Genomic DNA, 17,471 nt, shown 5'->3' on the forward strand with positions numbered 1-17,471 from the left:
TTGCAAAGAAAGTTGAAAGAAGCAAAGGGGTAAGTCGAAACAAGTCGGCCGGGTTCAGTAAGAGATGGTCAAGCGCGGATCAAGAGTCCTTCTCGGCCCTTCCGTGGCATGTGCATAACAGTCAAGATCAACAGGTTTCTGTCTTTCGCCTGTGCGATCTTCTCGCCTGTTTTTCCTGACTGTTGGAGTCCCAGCCGTGCGCCTTCGGCCTGCCCGCCGTTCCAGCCGCCCCCGCCGCTCCGGCGGCCGGATGCACCGCATCCGGCGACACGTGGCCGCGGTCGCCCTGACAGCGCTCGCCCTGATGATGACGACCCAACAGGCCGTGGCCGAAGGGCGGGAGTTGGGCGAGGTGTCGCTCTCCCTGCCCAGCCTGTCCTCCATGGTGGACTGGCTCCAGGACCCGCACTGGGGCAAGGTGCCGCACCAGGAGTCGGGCACCGCGGCCGGGCACAGGCACCACGTGTCCGCGAAGACGACCGACGCCGGGCGCGGCGTCGGCAGGAAGCCGGGCAAGGGCAAGGGTGAACTCGGCGCCTACCACCCGCACAAGTCCGCGGTCCAGCAGGGCAGGAGCCACGGCGGCGGCACCTTCAGTGCGAAGACCAGCAAGCGCAACGCCGCCAAGTCCTCGCGCACCGACACCGTCTACGACAACGCCGACGGCAGCACCACCCGCCGCATGTCTCCGACACCTGTGAACTACCAGGTGGGCAAGGGGAGATGGGCTCCCATCGATGTGGACGTGCGGGCCGGACCGGACGGCCGCTGGCACGAGAAGGCCAACTCCGTCGGCGTCGACCTCGCCGCCGAGGCAACCGACTCCGGCCTCGTCACCTTCGCCGCCGACAGCGCGCACTCCGTCTCCTACGGGCTCGACGGCGCGGCCTCGGTCAAGGGCGCGGCGGACGGTTCGCTCGTCACGTACGGGAACGTTCTCACCGGCACCGACCTGGAGGTCGCTCCCACCGCGACCGGTGTCAAGGAAGCGATCGTCCTGCACGACGCGGACGCCGGGAACACCTGGACCTTCCCGCTGAAGCTCAAGGGCCTCACGCCCGTCCAGACCAAGAGCGGGTCGATCGACCTGCGCAACTCGGCCGGAAAGACCGTCGAGCGCATCCCCTCGTCGTACGCCTACGACTCGAAGGTGAACCCGCGCTCCGGGGACCCGGCCACCACCCACGACGTCACCACCGAGCTCGTCCACGACCAGGACGGCTACGCGCTGAAGGTGACCCTCGACGACCGCTGGCTGCACGACTCGCGCCGCGTCTTCCCGGTCACCGTCGACCCGACCGTCACGGACGGCTGGACCACCACCTACGCCGAGTCCGGGGAGCCGGGCGACCACTCCTACGAGCAGACCATCAAGATCGGCTCGTACGACTCCGGCACGCACTCCGCGGTCGGCTACATCAACCACTGGGACACCGCCTGGGACGGCAGCGGCGTCACCGTCTCCTCCGCGACCCTGCACCTCTTCGACACCTGGGCCTCCACCTGCACCGCCGAGAAGTTCGACGTGGCGCTCGTGACGCAGGCCTGGACGCCGGAGGGCGTCACCGCCTACCCCGGCCCGACGTACGGCTCCTCGATCGGCAGCGCGACGCCGAGCGTGCCCAACGCCTGCGCCAACACCGCCGCCGACCGCACCGTCGGCGACAACGTGACCGTCACCCTGTCCGCGTCCGCGATCCAGGGCTGGATGAACGGCACCACCGCCGACAACGGCCTCGCCGTGTACGCGTCGAACGCCGACGCCCTGCACTGGAAGCAGTTCGGCTCCTTCAACGACCCGGGCCTCGGCCCGTACATCGTCGTCACCTACACCGGCAACACCGCCCCGCAGCTCTACGAGCAGTTTCCCGCCGACAACGCGGTCGTGGGTACCACCACGCCCGAGCTGACCGCGTGGGCCGGCGGCGCCAACTCCAGCGGCAGCGCGGGCAAGTACGTCTTCAAGGTCTACGACGAGACGAACACCCAGGTGGCCACCTCCGGTCTGATCACCACCGGCGACTGGATCGTCCCGGCGGGCAAACTGGCCTGGGGCAAGTCGTACACGTGGAACGTCCAGGCGTACGACGCCACGACCGGGCTGTATTCCGACGCGGAGACCTACCAGCTCTCCGTGCAGGTGCCCCAGCCGGTGATCACCTCGGGTCTGTCGCAGAACAGCAGCGACCACGGCTTCGACGCGTCGATCGGCAACTACACCACCTCCGACACGGACGCCTCCATCTCCACCGTCGGCCCCTCGCTCGACGTGGAGCGCGACTACAACTCCCGTGACCCGCGCTGGACCGGCGCGTTCGGCTCCGGATGGTCGAGCATCTTCGACTCCCGCGCCACCGAGCAGTACAACGCCGCCGGCGCGGTGACCAGCGTCAACGTCACCTACCCCGACGGCTCGCAGGTCGGCTACGGCAAGAACGGCGACGGCACCTTCGCCCCCGGCAGCGGGCGCTTCGCCACCTTCAAGACGGTCACGGGCGGCTACACGCTGACCGACAAGGACGACACGGTCTACACGTTCACCCAGTCCCTGGGTTCGGGCGGGTACGGCCTGACCGCGGTGACGGACGCCAACGGGCGCTCCATCAACCTGACCTGGACCGGCGGCCACGTATCGAAGATGGCGTCCGCCGTCTCCGGCCGCTCGCTCAACCTGACCTGGGCCACGCCGTCCGGCGCGTCCGCCGCGCACGTCCAGACCGTCGTCACCGACCCGGTCACCGCCGGCGACTCCGCCAGCACGCAGACCTGGACGTACGGCTACACCGGCGACCAGCTCACCAAGGTGTGCTCGCCGCAGTCGTCCACCAAGTGCACGACGTACGGCTACCAGACCGGCTCGCAGTACCAGAACGCCTCGCTCGACCTCGACCCGCACAGCATGTGGCCGCTGACGGAGGCCTCGGGTACCACCGCCAAGGACGCCGTCCTCGCCAACCAGGGCACGAACAACGCCACCTACGAGAACGTGACGCTGGGCGCGGCCGGCCCGCTGACCGGCTCCTCGGCCACGGCGGCCCAGTTCAACGGCACCTCGTCCGACGTCGCGCTGCCGAAGAACACGGGCAACGACACCGACTCCGGCGCGCTCTCGCTCTGGTTCAAGACCTCCACGCCCGGCGGTGTCCTGTACTCCTACGCCTCCCAGCCCATCGGCTCCGGGAAGGCCGCCGGCTTCTACACGCCGTCGATCTACGTCGGTACCGACGGCAAGCTGAACGCCGAGTTCTGGTACAGCGGCGGCATCAACCCGATCGTGACGACGGCGTCCGTCGCCGACGGCAAGTGGCACCACGTGGTGCTGTCCGCCGCGGGCAACTCGCAGACGCTGTTCGTCGACAACGCGAAGATCGGTTCGCGCACCGGCACGGTCTCCATCCAGAGCGCCGTCGCCTTCGGCAAGAACCAGTCCTTCAACTACCTCGGCGCCGGCTACCTCGGCGGCAACTGGCCCGACGAGGCGCACCAGAACGCCAGCGACAAGACCGGCTACGCCACCTACTTCAACGGCTCCATCGCCCAGGCCGCCTGGTACGGCCGGCCGCTGGTCGCCGCGGACGTGAGCGCCCTCTACCAGAACGGCACGCACGCCTCCAGCCTGCTCACCTCCATCACGCGGCCGTCCGGCAAGACGTACGCGGCGATGCAGTACGACGCGGCCAGCACCACCCTGACCCAGCTCACCGACGAGAACGGCGGGGTGTGGAAGCTCGGGGCGCCCACGGTCGCCGGCTCCAGCCAGACCTACCGCGGCGCGCTCCTCGGCGCCGCGCCCGCGGGCTACTTCCGCCTCGGTGAAGCGGCGGGCGCGACCACCGCGGTCGACGAGGTCCGCGGCGGCAACGGCACGTACAACGCGGTGACCCTGGGCGGCGCCGGACCGTTCACCGACCAGAAGTCCGCCGCCTTCAACGGCACCACCTCGACCGTGGCGCTGCCCAGCGGCATCCTGCCCGGCGCGGGCGCCGAGTCCGTCAGCATGTGGTTCAAGACCACCACCGCGAACGGCGTGCTGCTCGGAGCGTCCAAGGACCCGCTGAGCGCGGCCACCACCACCGGCAACTACACGCCGGTCCTCTACGTCGGCACCAGCGGAAAGCTGTACGGCGAGTTCTACTTCTCCGGCGGATCCACCAAACCCGTCGGCTCCGCCACCGCGGTGACCGACGGCAAGTGGCACCACGTCGTGCTGTCCACGGCCTCCGACAGCCAGGCGCTGTACCTCGACGACACGCTCGTCGCCTCGCAGACCGGCACGGCCGCGATGAGCGTCCAGACCAACCAGTACGTCGGCGGCGGCTACATCGGCGGCAACTGGCCCGACGAATCGCACTCCAGCACCACCAGCAGCACCGGTTACGCGACCTACTTCAAGGGCTCGATCGCCGAGGCCGCCGTCTACCGCTCGCAGCTCTCCGCGCAGGACGTGGCGCAGCAGTGGGAGGCCGCGAAGAACTCCACCGGTCTCCTGCCGGTCGAGACGGTCAAGGTGACCACGCCGGCGACGGCCACGCTCACCTACACCTACGACGTCACGAACAACAACCGGGCGCTCACGGAGACCGACGGTCTCGGCAACAAGACGAGCTTCGGCTACGACACGGCCGGGTTCGAGCACACGGTCACCGACCCCAACGGCTCGATGACCGTCACCGGGCACGACGTCCGCGGCAACATCGTCTCCTCGACCGCCTGCCAGGACGAGTCCGCCAACAAGTGCTCGACCGAGTACTACGCGTACTACCCGGACGACACCACCCCCCAGCTGACCACGGCCGACCCGCGCAACGACCAGCTCCTGACCGAGCGCGACGGCCGTTCCGCCTCCGCGACCGACAACACCTACCTGACCTCGTACACGTACGACGCCCAGGGCAACCAGACCGCCATCACCGGCCCGGCCGTCCCCGGCTTCTCCAAGGGCCGCACCACCTCGACCGTCTTCAGCGACGGCACCAGCACCTACCCGTCCACCGACGGCGGTGTGGTGCCCAAGGGCCTGCCGGTGAAGACCGTCAGCCCCGGCGGCGCGGTCAACCAGGTGGGCTACTTCAAGAACGGTGACGTCGCCTCGACGACCGACGCCATCGGTCTGGTGAGCACGTACACCTACGACGGTCTGGGCCAGGTCCTCAGCCAGAAGGTCGTCTCGGACACCTACCCCAACGGCCTGACCACGACGTACAAGTACGACGGGAACGGCCAGGTCGTCGAGGAGCACGACCCGCAGCTCACCGACCGCGTCACCGGAGCCACCCACGCGGCCGTCTCCACGACCGTCTACGACGAGGACGGCAACGCCACCTCGCAGACCGTCTCCGACGCGAGCGGCGGCGACTCGCCCCGCACCGAGACGCAGACGTACGACGCCTACAACCACCTGCTCACCGAGTCGGACGCCAACACGTCCGCGGGCGCGAGCAACGGCAACACCACCACGTACACCTACGACAACCAGGGCAACAAGACCAAGGAAGTCACCTCGGCGGGCAACGAGACCCGCTACACCTACGACGACAACGGCAACCTGCTCACGCAGGCGCTGATGTACACCGGGGACCCGGTCAACCCGGCTACGCCGACCCTGCTCACCGAGTCCTCGCGCGCCTACGACCCGGCCGGCCGGCTCGCGTCCGTGACGGACGCGATGGGCACCAAGACGTCGTACACCTACCTGGACGACGGTCTGACCGCGTCGGTGAAGCGCACCAGCCCCGACGGCACCAGCTCCTACGTCCTGGAGTCCGACACCTACGACGCGGCGGGCAACCTGCTCACCGCCACGTCCGACAACGGCGAGACGGTCACCAACTACAAGGTGGACGCGGCCTCCCGCACCACCTCCACCACCGTCGACCCGACCGGCGTGAACCGCGTCACCACGGTCTCCTACACCCCGGACGACCAGGTCGCCTCCGAGAACGACCACGACTCCACCGGGTTCGACCGCACCACCACCAGCACGTACGACGCCATGGGCAACGTGCTCAGCGAGACGCTGTACGGGGACGCCTCCGGGCACCCGGCCGGCTGGTGGAAGCTGAACCAGAACTCGGGCACCAACATCACCGACTCGTCCGGCACCGGCAACACCGCCACCGCGGGTTCGGGCGTCACCTGGTCGGACGACGCGGCGAAGTTCGCGGGCACGACCACCGGCACCGGCAGCGTCGTCGACACCACCGGCCCGGTCCTGGACACCAGCGCGTCCTACACGGTCTCCGCCTGGGTCAACCTCGGCGACACCTCCACCTTCCGCACCTTCGTGGCGCAGGGCGGCACCAACCGGCCGTCCTTCTACCTCCAGTACTCCAAGACCGACAACGCCTACCGCTTCCACGCGGCCAACGCCGACGTCACCTCCCCGACGGCGTTCTACGACGCCACGGCGAGCACGGCGCCCGCGCTGAACACGTGGACCCACCTGGTCGGCGTCTTCGACGCGACGACCGGCTCGATGAAGCTGTACGTCAACGGCACGCAGGCGGGCTCGGGCACCAACAGCGCGCCCTGGACCGGCACGGGACCGCTGTCCATCGGCGGTTCGGAGACGGCGAGCGGCACCACGAGTGACGTCGTCGCCGGGTCGGTCGGGGACGTGCAGGTCTACCAGCGGGCCCTGTCCGCCACCGACGTCACCTCGCTGTACGGCAAGGGCCGTACCGGCGGCACGGTCGGTTCCTCCACCGAGCAGACCACCAAGTACACCTACGACAAGCGCGGTCTGCCGACGTCCACCACGGACGCCGAGCAGAACACCACGACGTACGCCTACGACGAGGCCGGCAACCTCGCGGTCTCCACCGCGCCCGCCGTCCAGTCGGAGCCCGACGGCACCACCGCGTCGACCATCCACCCGGTCACCACCAGCGGGTTCAACACCTTCGGCGAGGGCGTCGAGGAGCAGGACCCGAACGGCCTGGTGACGAGCACGGTCTACGACGCCAACGGCAACAAGGTCTCCGAGACGCTGCCGGCGTACACCCCCTCGGGCGCGTCCCAGCCCAACGCGGGCACCACGGTGTGGACGTACGACAGCGAGGGCAACCAGATCTCCCAGGTCAGCCCGGGCGGGAAGACGACCTCCTCGCTCTACGACCAGATGGGCAACCTCGCCCAGATCACCCCGCCCGACAACACCAAGACGCACGCGCTGTACGACGCCAACGGCGACCAGCTCTCGGCGACGGACGCCACCGGCGCCCAGTCCCAGGCCACCTACGACTACCTGGGCCGTCAGCTCACCTCCACGACGATGGAGCGCTACCCCTCGACGAGGACGCTGACGACCACCAACTCGTACGCGGTCACGACGGGCAACCCGTACGGCGCGCACACCTCGTCGACGACCTCCGCGGGCGGGGTGACCAGCTCCTTCGCCTACAACCGGGCCGGTGACGTCACCTCGGTCACGGACGGCGCGGGCAACACCACCCGCTACGGCTACGACTTCGAGGGCAACCGGACCAAGACGACGCTGGCCGACGGCACCTGGACCGAGACGGACTACAACGCCTCGGACGACCCGGTCGCCACGCGCCAGTACGACGCGAGCGGCACCAAGCTGTCGGAGATCACGCAGAGCTACGACGGCGTGGGCAACATGATCTCCTCCACCGACGCCAACCAGCACACCTCGCGCTGGACGTACGACGCGTCGGGCGCGATCACGCAGCAGGTGGAGCCGGTGGACGCCTCCACGTCCATCACGACGACCTTCGGCTACGACGCCGCGGGCAACCGCACCCGCTTCACCGACGGCCGCGGCAACTCCTGGCGCTACACGTACACGCCGTGGGGCCAGCAGGAGAAGGTGATCGAGCCGACCACCGCCAAGTACACCTCGGCGGCCGACTCGACCACGACCTACGCCTACGACGCCGACGGTCAGATGACGACGGCCACCCTGCCGGGCGGCACCACGACGTCGATGACGTACGACCTCGACGGCCAGCTCAAGACGATGTCCGGCACGGGCGCCGACGCGGCGACGGCCAAGCGCAGCTTCGACTACGACGCCGCGGGCCGGGTCATGTCGGCGGACACGGACGAGGCCGGCATCGCGGGCGCGGTGGACCACCAGGACGCCACGCACGACGCGTTCACCTACGACGACCGCGGCGACGTCCTGACGACGAGCGGATCGGCGGGTTCCTCCAGCTTCACCTACAACAACGACGCGTCGATGCTGACGCGGACCGACGCGGCGGGCACGACGTCGTACGGCTACGACACCGCGGGCCGGATGTCGACGCTGAACGACGCGGCGACGGGCACGCAGATCACCGCGAGCTACGGATCGCTGAACGAGATCAAGTCGCTCAAGTACGGCGCGACCGGCCAGACGCGCACGTTCGGCTACAACAGCGCGCACGAGCTGACGAGCGACGTCCTGGTCCAGGGCGCGTCGACGGTGGCGAGCTTCGGCTACGGCTACGACAAGAACGGCAACCTGACGTCGAAGACGACGGCGGGTGTCTCGGGCGCGTCCTCGAACACGTACACCTACGACTGGTCCGACCGGCTCACGTCGTGGAACAACGGCTCGACGACGAAGAGTTACGCGTACGACGCCTCCGGCAACCGCATCCGCAACGGCTCGGACGTCTACACCTACGACGCCCGTGACGAGCTGACCTCGGACGGCGTGCACACCTACGACTACTCGGCCCGCGGCACGATGACGCAGGAGTCGCAGGCGTCGGGCTCGGTGGCGTACAAGACGGACGCGTTCGGCGGGCAGATCGCGGCCGGCACGCAGTCCTACACGCTGGACGCGACGGGCCGGAACATCAGCGACACGGACACGACGTCGGGGGCCAAGCGGACGTTCGCCTATTCCGGCGCGGACAACACGATCGCCTCGGACGGCGACAACACGTACACCTACGACCCGTCGGGCAGCGTCATCGCCGTCAAGCCGGCCGGCGGCAGCGGGGTGCTGGCCCTGACGGACCAGCACAGCGACGTGGTCGGGACGTTCACCTCGGGTGCCACCTCGCTGGCGGGCTCGGCCTCGTACGACCCGCTGGGCAAGGTGGTCTCACCGACGAACACGGTGACCGGCCACCTGGGCTTCCAGTCCGGCTGGACCGAACCCGGCACGGGTGACGTCGGTACGGCCTCGCGCTGGTACAGCCCGGACACCGGCCAGTTCCTGAACAAGGACAGCATCTCGCTCAACGCGGTGCCGAACTCGGTGGCGGCGAACCCCTTCGCCTACGTCGACGACAACCCGATGGCGGGCACGGACGAGTCCGGCAACTGCTCCTGGTACGACGTGGTGTGCGGCGCGAAGAAGGTGGCGCACAAGGCCAAGCACGTGGTCAAGCACGTGGCGCACAAGGTCTACCACGCGGCGAAGCACGTGGCCCGCAAGGTCGTCCACGCGGTCAAGCACGCGGCGAAGAAGATCGTCCACCACGTCAAGGACGTGTACCACGCGACGGTCCGCTACACGCGGCGCGTGTACCACTACGCGGCCCGGCACGTCAGACGCGTCTATCACGCGGCGGTCCACGCGGTGCATACGGCGTACCACAAGGCCTCACGTGTGGTGCACCGCGTGGTGCACGCGGCGAAGAAGGTGGTTCACAAGGCCGCGGCCGTGGCCAAGAAGGGCCTGAAGGCGGCCGCCCACGTGGCCAGGACCGCGTACCACGCGACGGTCAAGGCGGCGAAGGCGACAGCGACGTTCGTGAAGCACCACGCGGCCGCGATCACCTCGTTCGTGGTGTCGACGGCGGTGTTCGCGGGGTGCGAGGCGGCGACCTGGGGTGTCGGCACGGTCGGTTGCGCGGCGATGGCCGGCGCGGCGGGCTCGCTGGTCGAGCAGGGCTTCGCCTGTGCGGAGAACGGCGGCGACGACTGCAGCGCGGGGGCGTTCGTCGGCTCCGCGGTCACCGGCGCGATAGCGGGCGCGATCGGCGGCAAGCTGGGCGAACTCGGCGGCAAGCTCCTGGCGAAGGTGGCCCCGAAGGCGATGAAGGTCGTCGGCGGGCTGTTCGGCAAGGGCGCGACGGAGGCCGGAGACTCCGCGGCGGCGGACGCCACGGAGGAGGCAGCTTCGGCGGCGGAGTCGGAGGGGGCGGGGACCCGGAGTCAGTCATCGTCGGGCGAGAGTTGCCCGATCCACAGTTTCACCGGCGCAACTCGGGTGCTGATGGCCGACGGCACGTCCAAGGCGATCGATCAGGTTCACGTGGGTGACAAGATCACCAACTCGGTGCCGGGAGTCGCCGGTACGGAGTCGCACAAGGTCACCGCAGTGATCGTGACGCACACGGACCACGACTTCGTGGACCTCACCATCGCGAAGACAGGCGAGAAGTCGGCCAAGTCGCGTACGGAGAACGGCGCGAAGTCGTCTCTGGCCCAGAAGGTGGCCCGCAAGGCCGCGTTCGGTCTGGCGGCGTCGGCGGCGGTGCTGGGTGCGCTGACTGCAAGCCACGGTCACCACGCTCAGGAGCCGGCGACGGCTCCGGTGGCAGCGGTCGGCCATACGGGGTTCGGTCAGGACGCCGAGGTCGTATCGACCAGCACGACTGCTGGGGAAACCCCATCCGCGAATCTGACGACCACCTTCCACCACCCCTTCTATGACAAGACCCGGTCGGCTTTCGTTGATGCGCAGGATCTGAGGGTCGGCGACGTCCTCCAGACACCGACTGGCTCGGCCGAGATCACTGGTGTCCGCCTCTATCACGCGAACACTACGACTTACGACCTCACCATCGGCAGCCTCCACACGTACTATGTGCAGGCTGGCGGAACCCCAGTACTGGTTCATAACACCAATGTCAATTTGGTATCGGCGGCGGCTTGCCCGAAAGGTGGGGCGAAAACCCCGCAAGAATTGGGTGATGATGCACAGACGCTGCATGACGCCAATATCTCTAAAATGCAGAATCCCCCGTCGAATGGGAACAAGCTTGCTGACCAGGGCACGACGGTGGCGACAGGTGAGCTTGGCGGCGAACTGGTCTATTCAACGAACAACAACCGTGCGAGTGTGGCACTGAAGAATCTCGCGAAAAATATGGGGTATCGCCGTATATTTGGCGTAGATTTCATCACAAGAGGGCCGGCAGGGCAGGGACTGCAAACGGATGCCGAGCAAATTCTTTTCAATGCGGTGGAAGACGGAACGCTGGAAGGTGAAGGGACCGTAGTAGCATCTAGACCGGCCTGCGGTCCTGAGAGGCAGAACTGTGCGGCGAGGGCGAACGACTTCCCGAATATTCAACTCTTCGAACAGTCTCGAATTGCTCCTTGGGATCGATGAGGAATCGCGTTGAATTCTCTAGTCGCGGAGGTTTCAGGTTGAGTCTGTGGGACGTGCGTTCGCAGGGTTGGATCGAAGTCATCGCCGAGATTTCCCCTCAGGGTCTCGAGAAGGTGTCTCTTGAGATCATCAAAGGATCTTTGGAGTTCTTTCGCCCCTCCTTCAGTGCAGTTTTCTCTGAGGCGACAGTCCAATTCGTCCATTCGGCAATTGAATTGGGGCTCCGGGGAGGCGTGGGTCAGGAGGAAGCCGACCGGATGTCAGGCCGCTTGTATGCTCTCGCCGACGAAGATCCGGCCATCGGGACTGCCTCGCTTGCAGCAGCTCTGTCGCTGTACTTTGATTGTGCGGCCGGAGGTTTCGATGCCGATTCCACTTTGGAAATAATGTCGTCTTGCTACGAGGCGGTACTGCACACAGAGGGGCTTTCTCAGGATCTGCTTGACTCTGAGAGGGACAATGATCACTGCTCTCGTCTCATTGACTTTCAGTGGGGGACCTTGCTGAACGCCGCGTCCACTGAACGTGAATAGCGGGAATTGAGGGAGAACGCGAAATCTCCTCGCCATTTCCGCGAGTGGCCACAGATTGTGGACCGTGCGAAGGCCGGAGGGATGAGGACTCCCGGACCGAAGGTGGCTGGCAGGGCGGCCTCGGGCCAGCGGTGTCAACGGCAGTGATCGGCGTACTGACGATGAGCCAGGGCCACACCGTCAGGAGCCGAGCGATGCCGGAAAGAGATGGGCTCTCCGGGGCGTTCTGCCTGGTGCGCTTGCTTTCGCTTCTTGAGGCCGCCAAGTCGCCGCTCACGTCTGCGGTCGAGAGCGTTGCTGAGGCGCTGTTGGTGCGAGGCGATGTGTCTGAGGACCTGGTGATTCTTCTCGACGACTATCGGCAGGCCGCCGGCGAGCAGATCGGGTTCGATCTGCCGCCGGTGGGATTCGAAGTGTGGGTCTGTGAGATCGCGATCCTTGCTTGCGGTGCCGAGGCCCGGGCAGGGCGTCCGCCGGTCGAGACCGCCCTGCGAGACGCACGAGCCGTCTGGGGAGAGCTCTCGACGCTTGCTGCCGGTGTGTCACGGACGGCTACGGTGGTGGGCCTTCGGGCCACGGAAGAAGCCTGGCAGGAGGAAGACGCACAGGTTGCCGCAGCCGCGGAGGGGGATCCAGGGCTGCTCGACCGACATCTCGCGCGATTGCGCACGGTTGGTGCGGTCAACAGGTCGGCACTCGAGGAGCTTGTCGCGGAACTCGGATGGCAGCCGACGGGCCCGTGCCGTGGCACCGGGTGCGACTGGCCCTCTTGTAGCTCCGAGACGGAAGAACCCCTTTGCCTTCACCGCCGTGGGTTCCAGCCGCAGCAGACCCTCGGGGCGGTACTGCGTCGGAAGAAGGGCCGGCCTTCGAAGCCCTGGTTCGTCCGGGTCATGTACCTGGAGGCGCCGGACGACGAGCCGTTCGAGATCCTGAGTGAGGTCGGCGAGATGGGCTTCGAGACAAGGAAGATCGTCAGCTACATCGACGGCACACGGGTCCAGGTCGACGCGAGCAGCACGAACGCCCGCATCGGCCTGGAGACGGAGCCGTTCCGGTCTCTGGCCGAGTGGCGACTCCTGGAAGTCTTCGCGGAGGAGCTCTCCGAGCAGTTCTTCGAGGAGCAATGGGCATCGGACTACTGATCCTCACCCGACGCGCCAGGCCTGCTTCGGGATCACCAGGGTTCTTCCTGCCACTCGATGTACATGGGACGACGGCCGTTGGACAGTACGAACTGCTTCGGGGCCCGGCGGACCGGGTCGAGGGTGGGATCTCTCAGGTTGGATGATGTCGATGTCGACCTGAGGTGAAGGGGAAGGGGTACATGCAATGGTGGCCGATATCCGGCTGGAGGCGCGCTATCGGCGCACTGATATGCAGGACCCCGTTCTCCTCTCTACGTCGGGAGACGTGGATCGTCTCGTTGACGCCTTGTTGACGGGGCCGGCACTCCACGACGCAGCGCATATCCTGTCAAGGGCTCGGTCGCGAGTTTCGGCAGAATTTCCGGACCACGGGCTATATGTCGGGGTCAGTAGGAATGCCAATGCAGGTGCACTAGCTCTGACGGCACCCGAGGTTGGGCACGTCGCCTCTGCGGGCAACCCTGGTTCCGGCAGCGGTGTCGCTTACCATGTCGCCGGGCATTGGACTGAGTTCCCGGATGATTCTGAGATTCCAATCGTTCTCGTTCGGGAGGCGCTCAAGGAGTTCCTGCACTCCGGAGGAAGTGTTCCTGATTGCATTGAATGGAAACCCTTTGAGATTGCTGATGAGGGTGTAGAGGATGACCCTTGGGGGTCCACGACTGGCCGGTGAACCTCGGTGTGATCTCGATGAGGCCAGGAGATAACGAGGCGATGCTCGACCTGGGCTGGGCGGCCGCGGGATCGATTGCGCCGCCGTACAGTCGGCACTGGGAAGCTGAAGGAATCCGGTTCAACGTCTTTGAAGGCGCAGGCGGTTGGTGTGCCGACGTGCTGTTCCGAGAGGTCTGGCCGGAAGACGAGGAAGACCTGGGAAGCGATGCCGTAGCAAAGGCGTGTGAAGTCGAAGGTAAATTCCGGTGATTGACGACTCTCAGGAGCCAGTGAGTAGCGCAGATGATAAGTGTGAAGGTGCGAAACGCGAAAGGTGAGGTCCTGGGGCAAGCGCCAGTTTCACCTCACTTCAATCCGGTACTTCTGGGCGTCGATGCGCAGTCCCTTCCGATGTTGGCATCCATCGATCCCTATGGGGACACCGTATTCAACTACTTGCAGGTGAGGCGTTTGCTTGTCGAGCTTGAGCAGTATCCGCTGGAGGACTCCGAGGAATTCCTCCAGCGGCTCAGAGAGTTGTGCGCCCTGGCACTCGGTTCACCGCATCGGTTCTTGTGGTTCATCGGCGACTGATTGACATCGATGGCGGTTGCCGCGAGCTGAGAGGTCACGAGGGCCCTGGGCGGGCCTCCTCTGGCGCTAGTGAGTGACGCGGGGCTTCCGACGCGTGGTTCGCTCTGCCAGGCGCGGGCGGGGTGGCGATTCGGCGTTTTGGAGGTGTTGGGTGAAAAAGGTCAAAGGGATCCAGGTGCAATTTGCGTCCACGCGCGATCGGCGCACTGTCGATGTTCTTCGGAGTGCGGATGACGTGGATTCCTTCGTCGAGTGTCTGTTGAACGGGCCGTATGATCGGAACTGTGCAGTTGTCTATTCGCTCGACCGCCCTACGCTGCCGTCAGGATATTACGATCACGAGTTCTCGGTCGGAGTCGACAGAGTCGTCCAGATGGGTGCGTTGACCTTCGTCGAAGATGTCAACCATGTGTCGAAGGGGTCGATCGATCGCGGAATTCTTGAATATATGCTTCTCGGTCATGTGAGAGAGTTTGTGCCCGGCTCGGAAATCTCTCTCGAACTCGTCCGCCGGGGGTTGAAGGAATTTCTCGAAAATGGCGGCCGGATTCCGACGTGCATTGAATGGAAAGAGGAAGAGTTCTAGTTGTCGGCCGGCGAGGCCCTCGTTGTGGAGGGCCTCGCGTTCGGCCCTGCGGCGCGCGAAACGCTTGGCCCTCAGTCCAGTTCCGCCGCGGCCGTTTCGTATGCCGCCGCCTGCTTCGGGGTGAGGTAGCGGGAGACGCGTACCAGGACCGAGCCGTGGACGTAGTCGTACTCGGCCAGGGCCGGGGAGGACTTGGTGACGGTGCGGATGTAGTCCGCGCGTGCCTTCGCGTCCGACGGATTCGCGAACGCCTCGATCGCGCCGCCGCGTTCGACGGCTCCCGGCTCCGCGCCGGTCACCTGGGACGCCTGCACCCAACTGTCCGAGAACGTGACCTTGGACGTGTACTCGCCCGGGCGGCCCAGCAGGTGGTTGGGGTCGTTCTCCGCCGTGACGGTCCCGGTGAGGGTCGCCGTCCGGACCTGCGCGGACATGGCCCGGAACGCCGTGCTCGCGGTGGCGGGACGGGCGTTCGTGCGCGTGCTCGCCCTCGCCGGTTCGTGCGCGTCCGCCCGGGGGTCGGCGGGCGCGTTGCCGCACGAGGTCAGGAGGGTCAGGATCGTCAGAAGGGCGACGACGGGCGCTACGGCCGACGCTGCGGTGGCAGAGGTGGTTCTGTGCATGGGCAGATGCTCGCGGCCGTGCCGCCGTGGTGTGTCTGTGTAGCGGAGCTGTTACGGGGTGTTCCCATGGTCGAGGGTGTGTTCGAGCTGCGCACGGACGGCCGCCAGGCCCCGCACATCGGCCCCGGGCGCCCCGCCGGACCCGGTCAGCCCATCGTGAGCAGCAGTCGGGCGACGGTGCGGAGCTCTTCGTCCGGGTGGCCCTGGCCCGAGAAGGGGGTGTCGGTGAGGAGGCGCTTCGGTGATGAGGCGTAGGCGTCGAGGGACGGGTGGAGTTCGGCCGGAGAACGGCCCGTCGTCGCGAGGGACTTGAGGGCGCTGAGGCCTACCGGGCTCGTGCCGGCCAGGTCGGCCAGGACGGGGACCGCGCGGTCCGGGGAGCCGGTGATCCAGTGGTGGGCCTCGGCGGCCGCCTTGCGCGTCCAGTCGTGGCCGGACTCCAGCAGCGACTCGATACGGGGGAGCAGCGGAGCGGCGGCAGCGCCCATCGGCTCCAGGCCGCTCAGGTACCAGTGGGACTGGCCCCCGGAGGAGAGCAGTTCCTCGTAGGCGCGGAGTGCCGTTTCGGGGTCGCCGGTCAGGCGGTGGTGGGCCACGGCAGCCGCAGCCCTCAGGGAGGCGTCCGTGCTCCGCGTGGCCTCCAGCAGCAGGTCGGTGAGCTCCGGTGTGCTCACCGCGTCGGCGCCGAGTCGCCGCGCGGCCACGATGGCCGCGCGGCGGGTCCTGAGGCAGTCGATCAGCTCGGGCTGGGCCGCGCGGGCCTCGGCGCCGAACGCGTCCAGTGCCCGGATGAGGGCGATGCCGTCGTTGCCGGTGGCGCCCGCGGCCAGCTCTCGGCGTATCACGGGTATCAGTCGGTCGGCCGCCTCCGGGAAGCGCGCCGCCGCCGCTTCGAGCAGCCGGGCGGTGGGGCGCTCGGTCACCAGGTCCAGGGCGCGGGGGTCGCGGGAGTGCGTCAGGGCGAGGAGCGCCGGTTCGGCGGTCTCGTCGTCGGCGCCGGCGTAGCGGTGGAGCGCGTCCCGCAGGCCGGCGTCCGGCTCGGGCAGGAGGTCGATCCAGTGGCCGATCACGCGGAAGCGGGTGCGGAGGGCGGCGGTGTCCTTGGCGTGGGGGAGGGCGGCCAGCGACAGGCTCAGGACCTCGCGCTCCTTGTCACGCCAGCTCGCGGCGATCCCTTCCGCCAGCCAGGAACCGCGCGAGCCGATGTCCCCGGCGTCGATCCAGCCCGCGGCCACGGTGAGGCCCGCGTCCGGGTCCTGGGCGAGCAGGTCGGTGAGCCGCTGCTCCTGGGTGGTGGTGTCCGACCAGGGGAAGTCGTCCTCCCCGGGGTCCGGCTCGGCGCCGTCCTCGGTGAGGATCTCCACGAGTTCCGGAGCGTACGGCGGTCCGGACCGTTCCAGGGCCAACTGGGCGGCGGCGAGCCGTACTTCCGGCAGCGGGCTGTCCAGGGCCGCCGGCGCCCGGTCGAACCGGTCCAGGACCACCAGCGCGTCCGCCCGTACCGCCGGGACGGGGTCGTCTGCGTACAGCGCCTCGACCTGCTCGATGGCCGGAGCCCGTTGCTCGTCCGGCAGCACGTCGGCCACGGCGGCGACCGTCCGGAGCGCCGCCCGGCGTACCCCGCGCTCGGGGTCCATCAGGCACGGAAGCAACTCCGGCAGCACCGCGCAGAGTTCTCCGCAGATCGCGGCGCTGTGGCTGCGGGGCCAGTGCGGCAGCTCGACGGCGGCGGTGTCGTGGTCGGCGAGGACGGCCAGCAGCATCAGCAGGTCCTCGCGCTTGCGCGGCGCGTGCAGTGCGGCGTGCGCGAGGAAGGGGACCGCCGGGGCCGAGGCCTCGTAGATCGTGCCCTGGTGGTGGATGTTGCCGTACAGCTCGTAGACCGCCTCGTCGGCGGCCTCCTCATCGTGACCGTAGAGCGCCCTGATCAGCTCCGGCACGTCCTCGGCGGGGCCGTAGGCGTGGTCCAGTTCGGACCACGGGACGTCGTCCAGCTCGGCCGGAGATCTCATGCGCACGCTCCTCGACTGA

9 protein-coding genes are annotated in these 17,471 nt (G+C 67.6%); 7 read left to right on the forward strand and 2 right to left on the reverse strand.

The window, feature by feature from the left end; genetic code table 11:
• The first annotated feature begins 196 nt into the window (after positions 1-196).
• From ACFRIC_RS29450 to ACFRIC_RS29480, 7 genes are all read left to right on the forward strand, one after another.
• On the forward strand, positions 197-11,302 hold the full coding sequence (locus ACFRIC_RS29450) for a LamG-like jellyroll fold domain-containing protein (RefSeq protein WP_382791787.1): 11,106 nt from the start codon (positions 197-199) through the stop codon (positions 11,300-11,302).
• Positions 11,303-11,355: 53 nt separating this feature from the next.
• Positions 11,356-11,835 carry a hypothetical protein gene (locus ACFRIC_RS29455; protein ID WP_382791790.1) on the forward strand — a complete coding sequence of 160 codons (480 nt, stop codon included), beginning with the start codon at positions 11,356-11,358 and terminating at the stop codon, positions 11,833-11,835.
• A 143-nt stretch (positions 11,836-11,978) separates the two neighbouring features.
• Positions 11,979-12,980 (forward strand): DUF6881 domain-containing protein, encoded by a 1,002-nt coding sequence (locus tag ACFRIC_RS29460; protein WP_382791793.1) that lies wholly within the window; start codon positions 11,979-11,981, stop codon positions 12,978-12,980.
• A 232-nt stretch (positions 12,981-13,212) separates the two neighbouring features.
• Positions 13,213-13,656 (forward strand): Imm1 family immunity protein, encoded by a 444-nt coding sequence (locus ACFRIC_RS29465; protein ID WP_382792084.1) that lies wholly within the window; start codon positions 13,213-13,215, stop codon positions 13,654-13,656.
• Positions 13,632-13,907: a hypothetical protein gene (locus tag ACFRIC_RS29470; protein WP_382792108.1), complete on the forward strand. Its 276-nt coding sequence runs from the start codon at positions 13,632-13,634 to the stop codon at positions 13,905-13,907. The genes ACFRIC_RS29465 and ACFRIC_RS29470 overlap by 25 nt, the downstream gene beginning before the upstream one ends.
• 42 nt (positions 13,908-13,949) lie before the next feature.
• Positions 13,950-14,231: a hypothetical protein gene (locus ACFRIC_RS29475; protein WP_382791796.1), complete on the forward strand. Its 282-nt coding sequence runs from the start codon at positions 13,950-13,952 to the stop codon at positions 14,229-14,231.
• Positions 14,232-14,382: 151 nt separating this feature from the next.
• On the forward strand, positions 14,383-14,817 hold the full coding sequence (locus ACFRIC_RS29480) for an Imm1 family immunity protein (RefSeq protein WP_382791798.1): 435 nt from the start codon (positions 14,383-14,385) through the stop codon (positions 14,815-14,817).
• Positions 14,818-14,888: 71 nt separating this feature from the next.
• On the opposite strand, the gene ACFRIC_RS29485 is transcribed toward ACFRIC_RS29480, so the two are convergent.
• Entirely contained in the window at positions 14,889-15,440 is a 552-nt protein-coding gene (locus ACFRIC_RS29485) for a hypothetical protein (protein ID WP_382791801.1), read from the reverse strand.
• A gap of 146 nt (positions 15,441-15,586) precedes the next feature.
• Positions 15,587-17,452 (reverse strand): hypothetical protein, encoded by a 1,866-nt coding sequence (locus tag ACFRIC_RS29490; protein ID WP_382791804.1) that lies wholly within the window; start codon positions 17,450-17,452, stop codon positions 15,587-15,589.
• Positions 17,453-17,471 lie beyond the last annotated feature (19 nt).

The sequence above is a fragment of the Streptomyces sp. NPDC056738 genome (genome assembly GCF_042790435.1).
GTDB lineage: Bacteria > Actinomycetota > Actinomycetes > Streptomycetales > Streptomycetaceae > Streptomyces.

Bases quoted from the DNA above. Each gene is read 5' to 3' on its own strand.
- ACFRIC_RS29465 (WP_382792084.1), top strand. From the start codon at position 13,213: ATGCAGGACCCCGTTCTCCTCTCTACGTCGGGAGACGTGGATCGTCTC.
- ACFRIC_RS29485 (WP_382791801.1), bottom strand. From the start codon at position 15,440: ATGCACAGAACCACCTCTGCCACCGCAGCGTCGGCCGTAGCGCCCGTC.
- ACFRIC_RS29490 (WP_382791804.1), bottom strand. From the start codon at position 17,452: ATGAGATCTCCGGCCGAGCTGGACGACGTCCCGTGGTCCGAACTGGAC.